This is a genomic window from Algoriphagus sp. (assembly GCF_030694375.1).
Taxonomy (GTDB): Bacteria; Bacteroidota; Bacteroidia; order Cytophagales; family Cyclobacteriaceae; genus Algoriphagus.
In genome coordinates this window covers 207221-221182 of the sequence record NZ_JAUXYL010000041.1, presented here as the reverse complement: position 1 = coordinate 221182, position 13962 = coordinate 207221, and the positions used below count along the sequence as shown (strand labels likewise).

At 42.7% G+C, this 13962-nt stretch carries 14 protein-coding genes; 8 read left to right on the top strand and 6 right to left on the bottom strand.

Going from position 1 to position 13962, the window contains the following annotated elements:
* Positions 1-288: 288 nt before the first annotated feature.
* The 3 genes from rsmG to Q8M62_RS16835 are packed head-to-tail and all read right to left on the bottom strand — an operon-like array spanning position 289 to position 2674.
* Complete coding sequence (gene rsmG / locus Q8M62_RS16845) at positions 289-933, bottom strand: 16S rRNA (guanine(527)-N(7))-methyltransferase RsmG (protein ID WP_304899300.1); 645 nt, start codon at positions 931-933, stop codon at positions 289-291.
* Positions 933-1544 (bottom strand): sigma-70 family RNA polymerase sigma factor, encoded by a 612-nt coding sequence (locus Q8M62_RS16840; protein ID WP_092729134.1) that lies wholly within the window; start codon positions 1542-1544, stop codon positions 933-935. The genes rsmG and Q8M62_RS16840 overlap by 1 nt, the downstream gene beginning before the upstream one ends.
* Entirely contained in the window at positions 1535-2674 is a 1140-nt protein-coding gene (locus Q8M62_RS16835) for a glycosyltransferase (RefSeq protein WP_304899299.1), read from the bottom strand. Before Q8M62_RS16835 ends, Q8M62_RS16840 begins: the two co-directional genes overlap by 10 nt.
* Positions 2675-2795: 121 nt before the next feature.
* Here Q8M62_RS16835 and tgt point away from each other — a divergent pair, with 121 nt between their 5' ends.
* The 4 genes from tgt to Q8M62_RS16815 all read left to right on the top strand — a co-directional run bounded on the left by tgt (position 2796) and on the right by Q8M62_RS16815 (position 6877).
* Complete coding sequence (tgt, locus tag Q8M62_RS16830; protein ID WP_304899298.1) at positions 2796-3926, top strand: tRNA guanosine(34) transglycosylase Tgt; 1131 nt, start codon at positions 2796-2798, stop codon at positions 3924-3926.
* A 1-nt stretch (position 3927) separates the two neighbouring features.
* Positions 3928-5001 carry an LptF/LptG family permease gene (locus Q8M62_RS16825; protein ID WP_304899297.1) on the top strand — a complete coding sequence of 358 codons (1074 nt, stop codon included), beginning with the start codon at positions 3928-3930 and terminating at the stop codon, positions 4999-5001.
* Entirely contained in the window at positions 5002-5922 is a 921-nt protein-coding gene (locus Q8M62_RS16820; RefSeq protein WP_304899296.1) for a DMT family transporter, read from the top strand.
* 466 nt (positions 5923-6388) lie between these two features.
* On the top strand, positions 6389-6877 hold the full coding sequence (locus Q8M62_RS16815) for a hypothetical protein (RefSeq protein ID WP_304899295.1): 489 nt from the start codon (positions 6389-6391) through the stop codon (positions 6875-6877).
* Between the two features lie 111 nt (positions 6878-6988).
* On the opposite strand, the gene Q8M62_RS16810 is transcribed toward Q8M62_RS16815, so the two are convergent.
* From Q8M62_RS16810 to ispE, 3 genes are all read right to left on the bottom strand, one after another.
* On the bottom strand, positions 6989-7300 hold the full coding sequence (locus tag Q8M62_RS16810; RefSeq protein WP_304899294.1) for a type II toxin-antitoxin system PemK/MazF family toxin: 312 nt from the start codon (positions 7298-7300) through the stop codon (positions 6989-6991).
* A gap of 7 nt (positions 7301-7307) precedes the next feature.
* The gene (locus tag Q8M62_RS16805; RefSeq protein WP_304899293.1) at positions 7308-7550 is read right to left on the bottom strand and encodes a ribbon-helix-helix domain-containing protein; all 243 of its coding nucleotides are present in this window, start codon (positions 7548-7550) and stop codon (positions 7308-7310) included.
* A gap of 69 nt (positions 7551-7619) precedes the next feature.
* Positions 7620-8426, bottom strand: coding sequence for a 4-(cytidine 5'-diphospho)-2-C-methyl-D-erythritol kinase (gene ispE, locus Q8M62_RS16800; protein WP_304899292.1), 807 nt, complete (start codon positions 8424-8426; stop codon positions 7620-7622).
* Positions 8427-8952: 526 nt separating this feature from the next.
* On the opposite strand from ispE, the gene ilvD reads away from it, so the two are divergent.
* The 4 genes from ilvD to ilvC are packed head-to-tail and all read left to right on the top strand — an operon-like array spanning position 8953 to position 13943.
* Positions 8953-10641 (top strand): dihydroxy-acid dehydratase, encoded by a 1689-nt coding sequence (ilvD, locus tag Q8M62_RS16795; RefSeq protein WP_304899291.1) that lies wholly within the window; start codon positions 8953-8955, stop codon positions 10639-10641.
* 4 nt (positions 10642-10645) lie between these two features.
* The gene (gene ilvB, locus Q8M62_RS16790; protein ID WP_304899290.1) at positions 10646-12340 is read left to right on the top strand and encodes a biosynthetic-type acetolactate synthase large subunit; all 1695 of its coding nucleotides are present in this window, start codon (positions 10646-10648) and stop codon (positions 12338-12340) included.
* Between the two features lie 10 nt (positions 12341-12350).
* Positions 12351-12851: an acetolactate synthase small subunit gene (gene ilvN / locus Q8M62_RS16785; protein ID WP_304899289.1), complete on the top strand. Its 501-nt coding sequence runs from the start codon at positions 12351-12353 to the stop codon at positions 12849-12851.
* A 48-nt stretch (positions 12852-12899) separates the two neighbouring features.
* Complete coding sequence (ilvC, locus tag Q8M62_RS16780; RefSeq protein WP_092729143.1) at positions 12900-13943, top strand: ketol-acid reductoisomerase; 1044 nt, start codon at positions 12900-12902, stop codon at positions 13941-13943.
* The last annotated feature ends 19 nt before the right edge of the window (positions 13944-13962 follow it).

Below are 13962 nucleotides of genomic sequence, written 5' to 3'. Positions count from 1 at the left end.
TAACTATTTCCGCTTTAAAAATGCCAATCGGCGCAAAAAATCCAAACTAATAAAAACTCAGTAAATATCGAATGACCGAAATATTGCCCCATTCATTTACGGGATATTTTTCATGCTACTGAAATTCATTTTTTTTTTATGTGTATCCGTGAACTTGCCTGTAGCTATTGAAATTTGGATCGGAGGACAGATTTGCTAAGCTATGGACTATTGACTGGAGTCGAGGATTCGCAACTTGCCGGGCCAATTTTCAGCCTACGTGCATCCTTGCGGAGACTCCTGTTTTTATCATCTTTTATCTTCCCAAGGCATGTACACGACCTTTTTGGTCTGGAAAAAATCTTCTTTGAAGTAGTCCTCCAGGTGATAGACTACATAGGACTTGTCCAAGGCTTCCATTTCCTCATCGACATCTCCGCCTTTAAGATAGAGGATGCCGTTTTGGAATTCATTGATGTCCTCTTTTTTTATCTTGTTTTTCACCCAGGGATAAAAATTGACCATTTGGGTCACGGCCCGGCTGATTACAAAGTCATATTTGCGAACCAGTTCCTCTGCCCGCGCTTGTTGGGGTTCGACGTTTGAAAGTTTCAATTGCTTGGCTACATCCTTTACCACGCCGATTTTTTTTCCAATGGAATCCACCAGGTGGAAATGGGTGTCCGGAAAAAGAATGGCCAGTGGAATACCGGGAAACCCTCCTCCTGTGCCGATATCCAGCACTTTGGTGCCGGGTTGGAAGGCCATCACCTTAGCTATACCCAAGGAATGGAGGACGTGATGGACGTAAAACTGATCCATATCCTTGCGGCTGATCACGTTGATCTTGGAGTTCCAGTCTTCGTAAAGTTCTTGGAGACGGTCAAATTGAGCGACTTGTGTTTCGCTGAGATTTGGGAAATAAGTAAGGATCAGCTGAGTGCCTGAGTTCATCAAATGTGTTTTTCTTTGCCGGAGGCGATCTCAAAAAGCAACTCCCGAGATCTGTGAAGTTGTGCTTTGACAGTTCCCAGAGGTTTTTCTAATTCCTGTGCGATCTCTTCATACGAAAGTTCGTCAAAGTAGCGCAACTGCACCAGTTTGCGGTATTTGGCAGGAAGCTTATCTACAAAAATTCGCACCATATCGATGCGCTGAGAGCGGATGTATTGATCCTGAGGATTGTTGTCGTCGTCCTCGATGTCTATAGTGACTGAGTTGCCACTGTCATCAGAAAGCGTATTGTTCAAGCTCATGGTTTTGAGCTTTTTCTTTCGGATAAAATCAATGGTATTGTTGGTGGCAATTCGAAAAAGCCAAGTACTGAATGTATAGTCCTTTTTGAATCGCTCCAGGTTTTTGAATGCTTTGGCAAAAGCCTCCATGGTCAGATCTTCAGCATCATCCGCGTCACGGATCATTTTCAGGATCATGAAATAAACGGCCTTTTTGTACCGCTTCATTAAAGTAGCGTAGGCTTGCTGGTCTTTATCCTGTACAGCTCTGTCGATCAGATCAAAATCCTCCAGTGCTTTAATCGAAAAACCTCGTTCGTTTATTTCCATGGGATATCTTTTGCTTGGTAAGAAACTGAACCCAATACCCAAAAATAGCCCAGATAAAGAAAATCATTGATCAGGACATTCATTGGTGTAGCGGATCCTTGGATCTTTTTTGAAGCCGAATTGAAAATACTCAACACCAAAAATGATCTTACTAAAACAATACCTAAAACGATTAAAAATTGTTCCAATTCTGTTTCAACTCCGAAATAAATCATCAAACCGATAGCCCCAATCCAAAATAATGCATGGGAAAGTGAGAATAGTCCAATTTTTCGTTTGTCCTCTCCCCGGTAATATTTTCCTGCATTTAAGTGACGCTTTTTCTGAACGAGGTATTTTTTCCAGGTTTCTTTTGGGATTGAAGTAGTCGTAGCGCCGGGATCAATTACGATAGCTGAATTTTTCCCTGTGGCGTATTGATTGACAAAAAGGTCGTCATCTCCACCCTCCAAGTGCCAGAGTCCCTTGAAAGCCTTTACTTCCATGAAAAAACTTTTGCGGTAGCAAAGATTTCTTCCCACCCCCATAAATGGTGCCTTCCAGAGTCCAAAAGAAAAGTAGAAGAGCGCAGTCAGCATTGTCTCAAACTGTATCCATTTATTCAAAAGCGATGATTTGACTTCATAGCCCGAGAATCCAATGGAGAAAGTTTTACCATCTTCTCTGATTGGGGCAGTCATTTTTCTGATCCATTGGTCATTTGTAGGCATACAATCAGCATCTGTCAAAAGGATGACGTCATTTTTGGCCACTTTGATACCAAGGGTCAGTGCAAATTTTTTGGGAGTGACGTGATTTGGGGTGTATTTGATCGTGACTGACCGGAGTTTTGGGTAGAGGGCCATCATTTCCTCAAGCAATCGCTTCGTGCGATCTGTGCTTCGGTCGTTGACGACCATCACGTCAAATTTGGGATAATCCTGTTCGAAAAGTTTGGGAATCAAAACCTTAAGGTTTTGAAATTCATTGTGAGCTGCGACAAGGACGGTCACTCCCTCCTCAGGGATTTGGTTTTTCGAAGACTTCGTAATTGATTTGAACCAGGCAGTCCGTCCGAAAATCACTAGAAGGTAAACCAACTGGATGATAACGCCGATGCCAAAGAAAAACCAGAGTAAAAATAGGCCCATAGGTCAATTTTGCTGGGCAAATATAAAATCAATTTCAGCATTCGTTTAAGAATAAGTGGATATTTTTGCCAGCAATTCGGAACAGTTTGTATATGAGTGCTGCGGCCTCAGAAATTTAGATATGAAGTTTACCTTAGGGAAAAAAGATTTACAGACAAAAGCGCGAACAGGGACACTTTTTACTGATCATGGGGAAATTCAAACCCCGATTTTTATGCCTGTCGGAACCGCCGCCACAGTAAAGGCCGTGCATCAGCGTGAACTAAAAGAAGACATCAAGGCTCAGATTATTCTTGGCAATACCTACCATTTATATCTGAGGCCAGGGCTTGACATTCTTGAAAAAGCTGGTGGGCTTCATAAATTCAACGGCTGGGATCGCCCCATTCTGACAGATAGCGGTGGATATCAGGTGTTTTCGCTTTCCGGTACCCGGAAAATCAAAGAAGCAGGCGTGACTTTCAAATCCCACATCGACGGATCTAAGCATGAGTTTACTCCGGAAAATGTGATGGACATCCAGCGAACCATCGGAGCAGATATTATTATGGCTTTTGACGAATGCACACCCTACCCATGCGAATATGGCTATGCCAGCAATTCCATGGAAATGACCCATCGTTGGCTGAGGCGTTGCATTGATCGATTTGACTCCACTGAAGGGAAATACGGCTATAGCCAGACCTTTTTTCCGATCGTTCAGGGCTCGGTTTACAAGGATTTACGCAAGCAAAGTGCGGAATTCATTGCTGCACAGGGAAGAGAGGGGAATGCAATTGGTGGGCTGTCTGTAGGAGAGCCTGCTGAAATGATGTATGAAATGACCGAACTGGTCACGGATATTTTACCTGCTGACAAGCCTCGCTACTTGATGGGAGTGGGGACGCCCGCGAATATCCTGGAATGCATCGCCCTTGGTGTGGATATGTTTGACTGCGTGATGCCGACCAGAAATGCCAGAAACGGAATGCTATTCACCTCAGAGGGAATTATCAATATCCGCAATGAAAAATGGAAAGACGATTTCAGCCCGATTGATCCGGCGATTGGAAATTATGCGAGTACTTTTTACTCAAAAGCTTACCTTCGTCACTTGACTGTTTCCAAAGAAATCCTTGCAGCACAGATTGCCAGCATTCATAATCTTGCTTTTTACCTTTGGCTAGTCGGGCAGGCGAGAGAACATATCCAAGCCGGTGATTTTGCCGTTTGGAAAGATCAGATGGTGAAAAAAGTGAGCACAAGACTTTAAAATGAAGATTCTCGACAAACTGATCATCAAGGAATTTTTGAAGACCTACTTTTTTGTGGTGGTCATGCTGATCCTGATTGTATTGGTTTTGGACTTCACAGAGAAGAATGATACCTATATCAGAAATGCTGTGCCTGCGGGAGAGATTCTCCGATACATGGGCAATTATGGCTTGTACCTAAATAACCTCCTGACTCCGATCACGGTATTTATTGCGGTTATTTTCATCACTTCCAAGATGGCCGGACGGACTGAAATCATCGCCATTTTGAGTTCGGGGGTGAGCTTTGTCCGATTGCTTAGACCATTTTTGTTTGCAGCGGCAATGATCGGAGCGATCAGTTTCTTGCTGAATGGTTGGGTTTTGCCTGTGGCAACCGGCGGTGTTACTAAATTTAGGATCGCCTATTTGGACAAAGGCAATGCTTCGACTGATCCCAATATTCACATTAAGGTAGGTCCTGACTCGTATGCCTTTCTGACGCGATTTTTCAAAACTAGCAATACAGGATATAGCTTTACTTTGGAAGAAATCCGGGATGGGCAGTTGTTGTCTAAACTTTCTGCAGATCGGATCCAATGGGATACCACAAAACATGTCTGGACATTGATCAATTGGCGGCTTCGCAAACTTCAGGAAAGAGGGGAAGATTATACTGTGGGAGAAAGTTTGGATACAGTTTTATCCATCACTCCGGCGGACTTTGATTTGCCTGAAAATCATCATGAGACCCTCAAGCTTCCCGAGCTTACCCGTCAAATCAAGATTTTGGAAGATCGTGGAGCAGATAATGTGAGCTTCTATCGAATCGAGCGTTATGTGCGGTTTATGTCTCCTTTTGCGGCATTGATTTTGACTTTTATAGGGGTGATTATGTCTGCGAGGAAGACCCGTGGAGGATCAGGATTCCAGATTGCGATGGGATTTTTATTGGCTTTTGTGTATATCCTGTTGTTCATTCTTTCCAGAACTTTTGCAGAGGCAGGTTCCCAATACCCGATATTTTCAGTTTGGTTACCCAACATCGTCTTTGCGCTTACCGGTTTGGTGCTTTATAAAACCGTACCCAGGTAGATGTTGATCCGACGGACTGTCAAAGATTATTTAATTCTCCATTTCATTGTGTTGATCTGGGGCTTTACGGCCATTTTGGGGCTTTTGATAAGCCTCCCTTCGCTGGAGTTGGTGTTTTATCGAACGCTCATTGCCTCTATTGGAGTGGCAGGACTGATTTACTTCAAAAAGGAGTCTCTTGTAGTACCCCTCTCTCAAATAATAAAAATAATGGGAGTTGGGATTTTGATTTCGCTTCACTGGATCACCTTTTTCTGGTCTGCGAGATTAGCTACGGCCTCAGTCTGCCTTGCAGGAATGGCCACTACCTCACTTTGGACAGCTTTTATCGAGCCTATAGTTAATCGTACTAAAGTAAAGTGGTATGAAGTTGTCTTAGGAGTTATAGTGATTTCCGGATTGTTGGTGATTTTCCAGTTTGAATCAGGCTATTGGTTGGGTCTTTCCGTAGCCTTGATTTCGGCATTTTTGGCTGCGTTGTTTTCCGTGCTAAATGGGCGATTGTCCCGGCGCCATACTCCCTACCAAATCACGTTTTATGAGATGCTTGCCGCCTGTCTTTTTGCCTTAGTGATGCTGCCGTTTTTTTCCGAACTGATGACTGATCAAAAAGCCATTCAATGGGCTTGGACCGGTTGGGATTGGCTTTGGTTATTAATTTTGGGCGTGATTTGTACTGTTTATCCTTTTTCAGTTACGGTTGAATTAATGAAAAGGCTTCCGGTTTTTTCAATAAACCTAACAATGAATCTCGAGCCTGTCTATGGAATAGTACTGGCAGTTTTGATTTTGGGAGAAAGCGAAAAAATGACACCCCAGTTTTATCTAGGGACGCTGATTATCCTGATTTCGGTTTTGATCTACCCCGTGTTAAACTATTGGAATAAGCGAAGGAAAAAAGCCCCCTTAACCGTAAGTTGAAAAGTGGATTAAAGCGTCGTGATATCTTGAAGTGTCGCTAGTGCGGTCTGCAGTTCCTTTTTTGAAATCTTACCCCAAGCCTTCTTCCTCATTTCACAGGACTCCAACATGGTTTGGATCTTACCTCCAAATTTCACCCTGCTTTTTATAACACTAAACGATCACTGATGTTGAGAATCATTATATAAAAAAATTAATTATAAATATAAATAAAATAATATTTATTGAATTTAATTGATTTTAAAAGTCTTTTAAAATTAATATTTTAAATACTGACTTTTATTTACATATTTGCAATTAAACTTTTAAACGAAATTTTTATGAAAAAAAATAGAGGATTCGGACAAAGATCCTATTTAGGAGTGAATTATGGAGTTGAAAGATTTGGGAAATTTGAATTTTATTTAGTTCCACAAATTCAAATTTGATAATGCGATCTAGTTTATTTCTTATTTTATGTTTTTGTATGATTTCCCTGAAGGGGATCTGTCAATCAAAAAACTATGATTTAAAAATTCATGGTGGGATTGTAAGTCAAATACAAGGAAGTTCGCAGTCGAATCAATTGGGTGCTTTTCTTGGTGGAGGGGCTGTACGACACGCTCAACTTGGAAGATGGGATTTGGATTTAAGCTTCATTTATCTGAATAAAACTACTCCTGATCGAAGGATTAACACCTATGAAGGAATAAGCTTGAAAGGGCAGACAAACTTTTTGTTTAAGATCCTGCCTATGGGTGACAGTTTTCTTTACCTTGGTCCAGGAATAGCCATTCACCAACCTTTAAATAGTAGTGGAGATTACAATGGGCCTAGTTTCGGTGCAAATGGTAAGGTCATGGCACCTTTAAAACTTTCTGGTATTTTGTTTTACTTAACTTATGATTTAGACTATCTCACAGGTCCAGGGTTTTGGAGAAATAGTGTTGGAATTGCCTTTTCACCGAACTTCTAAAATCAGCGAGGAAGGGTAGTCAATTTTTTTGATTACCCGTTTTTACTTTTAGCATAATTGAACTATTGGAATAAAAGGAGAATTCCGGTAAGAACACTTTGCTAAAAAATGCTAAAGTGTAGTAATATCATTAAGTGTGGCGAGTGCTGTTTTTAATTCCTCTTTTGAGACCTCTCCAATTTTTTCAATAAGCCGATCCTTGGAGATGGAGCGGATATGAAAAACCATCAGTTCAGACTCCAATTTTAGTCCATTCAAAGTAGAAGGTTTTAAAATCGGATTTCCCTGATAGTTTTTGATTTTGGATGTCAGCGGGGCTGTAATCACTACTTGGAGAAATTTATTCATCAAGTTGCCGCTAAGAATGACCACAGGTCTTCTTCCTGCTTGTTCAGAACCAATCACAGGATTCAGATCGGACATCCATATTTCACCCTGCCTCATCTTCGATCTGCTTCAAGTAGTCACCCATTCCTTCTTCTGCTACCAGAAGTATGTCCTCATCCTTCGCTGCTTGTCTGTAAGATTTGGCATATTCGGCCCTCTTGAGGTGATCCAGATAGAGATTCAGCGCATTCTCCATCAACTTGTTTTTTGGAAGAGAAAGCTTCTTGGCATAATCAGCGAGTCGCTGAAGCAGGTCGTCGGGAAGTGTACTGGTGAAGGTTGCCATTGTGATTTATATTTATGAATTACAAATATAAAAACATTTATTTTTTATAAACAATTTATTTTGAGATGATTACAAGCAAGATTCAAATTTAAAATTGTACACTGTAAATCCTACATCTGAAGGTTTCGTGTCAAACAATCCAAACACACTCGATCCCGAACCCGACATTGCTGAATAGAACGCTCCGGCATCATACATTTTCTCTTTGATCTCAGCTATTTCGGGATGGTTTTTGAAAATACTCGGTTCGAAGTCATTTACCAGTTCCGCTTTCCACCGGCTTCGATCTGCCAAGACTTCCTCCAACTTTACCTTTGGCGGGGCAGGTGTGACTCCTGCATAGGCTTCTTTGGTTCCGATATGAATTCCCGGATTGACCAAGACGAGGTAGGTTCCTTGAAGAGAAAGATCGATAGGTTCCAAGATTTCACCTCTCCCACGGGCGATTTTGGGTGTATTGGCTATGAAAAAGGGACAGTCGCTACCAAGTTCCGTCGCATATTCTTCCAAGAAAAAATCATCCAAGTGGAGATCAAAGAGGTTATTCATCAATTTCAGGGCAAAAGCTCCGTCCGCAGACCCTCCACCGAGGCCGGCACCCATCGGAATGTTTTTATGCAGATGGATATTTAAATTGGGCAGTCCCTGAAAGTCTTTTCTCAGGAGTTTTTCCGCTTTCAAGATCAAATTATCTTTTGGATCACCGGGTATATCCAAACCGGAGGAATTCCAGGTGGCTTTTTTATCAAGGATCATCTCTAGTGCATCGAATAGGGGTATTGGAACCATACAAGATTCGATGTCATGGTAGCCGTCCTTTCGTTTTGCAGTGATGTGTAGTCCTAGATTTATTTTTGCGTTTGGGAAGGTGATCATTGGATGAAGGTGTTTTGACAAAATTAATTGAATTTCGGTGAATGAGTTTTTCAATCGTGGTTTGAAAAATCTCTAATGTTTCCATCATTTATTAGCTTTTTGACAGCATATCATTTTTTTTCTTAATTAAAAGAGAATAAATTTTCAATTATTTTGAAATTACTTGAATTCGATACAAAATTTCGAAACACCCTCCTTTTTCCTACTATTCTTAAAAATTGATTTTGAATATACTCAAAAAACAAAACAATATTTGTTAATAAATATTTAACTATAGTATTTAAGTCTGTGAAAATTGAATTGTAGAGAATTAAATATTGTAAGTCTCGTGAATGGGTTTTAATATTGTCATGTGATTCGTCATCGAAGCATAAAACCTCAAACCAACCTATGCACCTCTCGGTCTTCTTGCTAAGCTTTATTATTCTCATCGGATTTTCGAAGTGAGGCACTAGACTATTTATAAAACAGCATATAAATCTAAAGTGTCTCACTCAAATGGGACACTTTTTTGTTTTTCAGACCTATGACCCAGAACAACCTAAAGAAATACAGTTGGGAAATCAGCGACAATGACGAGCATCCGGCGGGAAAAGCGATGCTTTATGCCACCGGCTTGAGCGATAAAAAAATGAAACAGCCATTTGTAGGGATAGCCAGTTGTGGCTATGAGAGTAATCCCTGCAATATGCACTTGAATGACTTTGCCGGTCTGATCAAAAACTCCTCACAGGAATATGATCTGACCGGTTTGGTTTTTAATACCATCGGGATTTCGGACGGAACTTCTATGGGAACTTTGGGAATGCGTTATTCCCTGGTCTCCAGAGAGATTATCGCCGACTCCATCGAGTCATTTATCCTTGGGCATTCCTTTGATTCCTGCATCGCTGTGGCGGGCTGCGATAAAAACATGCCCGGAGCTATCATGGGTATGATCCGCATCAATCGTCCGGCAATCATGGTCTATGGGGGCACCATTGCTTCGGGGCTATACAAAGGCGAAAAATTAAATATCGTTTCCGCTTTTGAAGCTTTTGGGAAAAAAATACAGGGCTCCATCTCCGCGGAAGATTATGACGGAGTGATCCGAAATGCCTGTCCGGGGGCCGGTGCCTGTGGAGGGATGTACACTGCCAACACCATGTCCTCAGCCATAGAGGCTATGGGCATGTCATTACCCTACTCTGCGTCCTTTCCGGCCAATTCTCCCGAAAAGCTCCGGGAATGCCGCGAGGTCAACAAGTACATGCGGATACTTTTGGAAAAAGACATCAAGCCAAGCGATATCATCACCCGAAAAAGTATTGAAAATGCTGTTCGTGTAGCTATTGCCTTGGGCGGAAGCACCAATGCGGTGCTGCATATTCTGGCTATTGCCCGAACAGCCGGAGTTGATTTTTCACTTCAAGACTTTAAAGCTTTGAATGCCAAGACCCCGATGATCGGAGACTTCAAGCCATCGGGCAAGTTCCTGATGGAAGATCTCCATGAGCAAGGTGGGTTACCGGCTTTCATGAAATACTTCCTCGATAAAGGTTACCTCCATGGAGATTGCATGACCGTGACAGGAAGGACATTGGCTGAAAATCTTGAGCATGTTCAAGCGATTGTTCCCTCTTCTGTCAATGTGATTCATCCGATCGAATCACCAATTAAAGAAACCGGGCACCTGTGTATCCTCTCCGGTAATCTGGCTCCGGAAGGCGCAGTGGCTAAAATTACCGGAAAAGAAGGGCGTTTGTTCACAGGTCCGGCAAGAGTATTTGATTCGGAATTGGAAGCCAACAACGCTATTCGTGATCATCAGGTCAAGGCAGGGGATGTAGTGGTCATTCGAAATGTCGGCCCTAAGGGTGCACCGGGAATGCCGGAGATGCTTAAACCGACATCTATGATTATCGGGGCAGGTCTTGGGTCAGATGTGGCATTGATCACAGATGGACGATTCTCTGGTGGAACGCATGGATTTGTGGTAGGTCATGTGACTCCCGAAGCTTGGTGTGGTGGCCCTATCGGATTATTGCACGACGATGATCTGATCACCATTGACACAGATAATCAGCTTCTTAGCGTACGGGTGAGTGAGCAGGAATTTGCCGAACGTAAAAAAACATGGTCTCCAAAATCCATCGAAGGACTTCAGGGGACACTCAAAAAGTACAATAAACTTGTGTCAACCGCATCTGAAGGTTGCGTTACCGATAAATTCTAATTCTATGAAGGATTCGATGATCAGAGGAGCAGACATTGTAGTGAGGTCAATTATTGCAGAAAACGCCGATATCATTTTTGGCTATCCCGGCGGAGCAATCATGCCCGTCTATGATGCCTTGTATGATTACCATGATCAGGTCAGGCACGTATTGACCCGTCATGAACAGGGAGCAATCCATGCAGCACAGGGTTATGCCCGTGTATCCGGCAAAGTCGGTGTCTGCATTGCCACTTCTGGACCTGGAGCTACCAATCTGATCACCGGATTGGCTGACGCGCAGATCGACAGTACTCCTTTGGTATGTATCACCGGTCAGGTAGCGGCTCATTTACTTGGGACTGACGCGTTCCAAGAGACAGACGTGGTCGGTATTTCTATGCCCGGGACCAAATGGAATATCCAGGTAAGAAGGGTGGAAGATATCGCACCGGCTATTGCAAAGGGATTTTACATTGCCCGCTCCGGCAGACCGGGACCGGTTTTGATTGATATTACCAAAAATGCCCAGGTAGATTTTGGAGAGTGGAACTATGTCCCATGCATGGGATTCAGATCTTATAAAACACATATTCCTGTGGATGTTTCATTGATCCAACAGGCTGCTGAGCTTATAAATAATGCAGAACGACCTTATCTGCTATTTGGTCAGGGAGTAGTTTTGGGAAAAGCTGAAACAGAACTTAAGTTTTTCCTGGATAAATCAGGAATTCCTGCTGCTTGTACACTCTTGGGCTCCGGCGCCATTTCCCAAGATCACCCAAATTATGTTGGTAAACTTGGAATGCACGGCAACTATGCTCCAAATCTGCTGACTAACCAATGTGACGTATTGATTGCCGTCGGAATGCGGTTTGATGATCGGGTAACGGGAGACTTAAAACGGTATGCCAAGCAAGCCAAAGTAATTCATCTGGAGCTGGATAAGGCAGAAGTTAACAAAAATGTGAAGGCAGAAGTAGCTGTAATAGGTGATTGCAAAGAGAGCCTTGCTATGCTTACGGAAGCCATTCATCAAAAGAAACACGATTCTTGGATGGGAAAATTCCGGGACTTGGAGCAGGAAGAAAGAGCTGCGGTGATGCAGTATGACATCACTCCGACCAAAGTTGGACTTACAATGGGTGAAGTCATCCATCAGATCAATCAATATAAAGCAGATGATGCGGTTTTGGTAACTGATGTGGGACAGCATCAGATGATTGCTTGGCGCTATTTCAATTATAAAAAATCCAGAACCCAAGTGACTTCAGGCGGACTTGGCACGATGGGTTTCGCGCTTCCTGCGGCCTTGGGAGCTCAATTGCATGACTATTCCAGACAAGTAATCTGTGTTGTCGGAGATGGTGGAATTCAGATGACCATTCAGGAATTGGGGACCATCATGCAGACTAAAGCACCGGTCAAGATTGTCTTGTTAAACAACAACTTCCTCGGCATGGTCCGTCAGTGGCAGCAGATGTTTTTCGACAGGCGCTATTCATTCACGGAATTGGACAATCCTGATTTCGTCAAAATTGCCGAAGCATATAATATCAGGGCTCAGAAAGTAACCGAAAGAACCGATTTGAAGGAAGCTATTGAGGATATGTTGATCCACGATGGACCATTTTTCTTAGAGGTAGTGGTGGAGAAAGAAGACAATGTATTTCCAATGATTGCCACCGGTTGTTCGGTGGAAGAAGTCAGATTAAGCTAATTCTAACCTAATGAAGCGCTACACTATTTTCGTCATCACAGAGAATTTCATCGGAATTCTCAACCGGATCACCATCATTTTTACAAGACGGGGGATAAATATCGATGCCTTGACTGCCTCAGAAAGCAGGATTCCGGGCATTCACCGAGTCACTATCGAAGTGACGGTCAACGAGGACACGGTGATTCAATTGGTCAATCAGATCGAGAAAATCATTGATGTGATCAAAGCCTTTTATCATGAAGATGAAGGCGTGGTCTATCAGGAAATTGCGCTATATAAAATCCCGGTTTCAAAACTTGACGGAGGATTGGAAAAGATAATTCGCCAACACAATGCGAAAATTATCGCCGCTGAGCCTGATTTCGTTGTCCTTGAACTCACAGGTCATAAAGAGCAAACCCAGGAATTACTGGAAATTCTGAAGGGCTATGGGCTTTTGGAGTTTGCCCGATCCGGTCGTGTAGCAGTCGCAAAGCGCATGCTCACCATCGAATCTTTCATCAAATAATATCTCAACCCTAGCATAATCAATCTATTAAATCAAACCTTAGAAAAAATGAAGTTAAAATTCGGCACAGTTGAAGAAAACGTAGTAACCAGGGACGAATTTCCTCTGGAAAAAGCCAGAGAAGTCCTCAAAAACGAAGTCATTGCGGTTTTGGGTTACGGAGTACAAGGTCCAGGACAGGCATTAAACCTGAAAGACAATGGATTCAACGTGATTGTAGGTCAGCGAAAAGGTTCTAAGACTTGGGACAAGGCAGTTTCTGACGGATGGGTTCCCGGTGTCACACTTTTTGACTTGGAGGAAGCTTGCGAAAGAGGTACTATCCTTCAATTCTTGCTTTCAGATGCAGGTCAGATTGCCCTTTGGCCTACAGTGAAAAAACACCTGACTCCAGGTAAAGCACTTTATTTCTCTCATGGTTTTGGAGTGACTTACAAGGAAAAAACAGGAATCATTCCTCCGGCAGATGTTGATGTAATTTTGGTTGCACCAAAAGGATCAGGTACGTCCCTGAGAAGAATGTTCGTAGAAGGCAGAGGATTGAATTCTTCCTATGCGATTTTCCAAGATGGTACTGGCAAAGCCAAAGACCGAGTAATTGCACTGGGTATTGGCGTTGGATCCGGATACTTGTTCGAAACTGATTTCTATAGAGAAGTAACTTCTGATTTGACCGGAGAAAGAGGAACTTTGATGGGCGCCATTCAGGGAATCTTCGCGGCTCAGTATGAGGTATTGAGAGCAAATGGTCACACTCCTTCTGAAGCATTCAACGAGACTGTGGAAGAATTGACTCAGTCCCTGATGCCTTTGGTAGCAGAGAACGGTATGGACTGGATGTATGCCAACTGCTCTACGACAGCTCAAAGAGGTGCATTGGATTGGTGGAAGCCCTTCCGTGATGCGACTAAGCCGGTTTTTGAAAAACTTTATGAATCTGTAAAATCTGGTCAGGAAGCACAGAAGTCTATCGATTCTAACTCCAAAGCTGATTATAGAGAAAAACTTGAGGCAGAATTGAAAGAATTGCGTGAATCTGAAATGTGGCAGGCCGGTGCGGTCGTCCGTCAGTTGAGACCAGAAAATAATTAAACCCCAAACCCCTAAGATT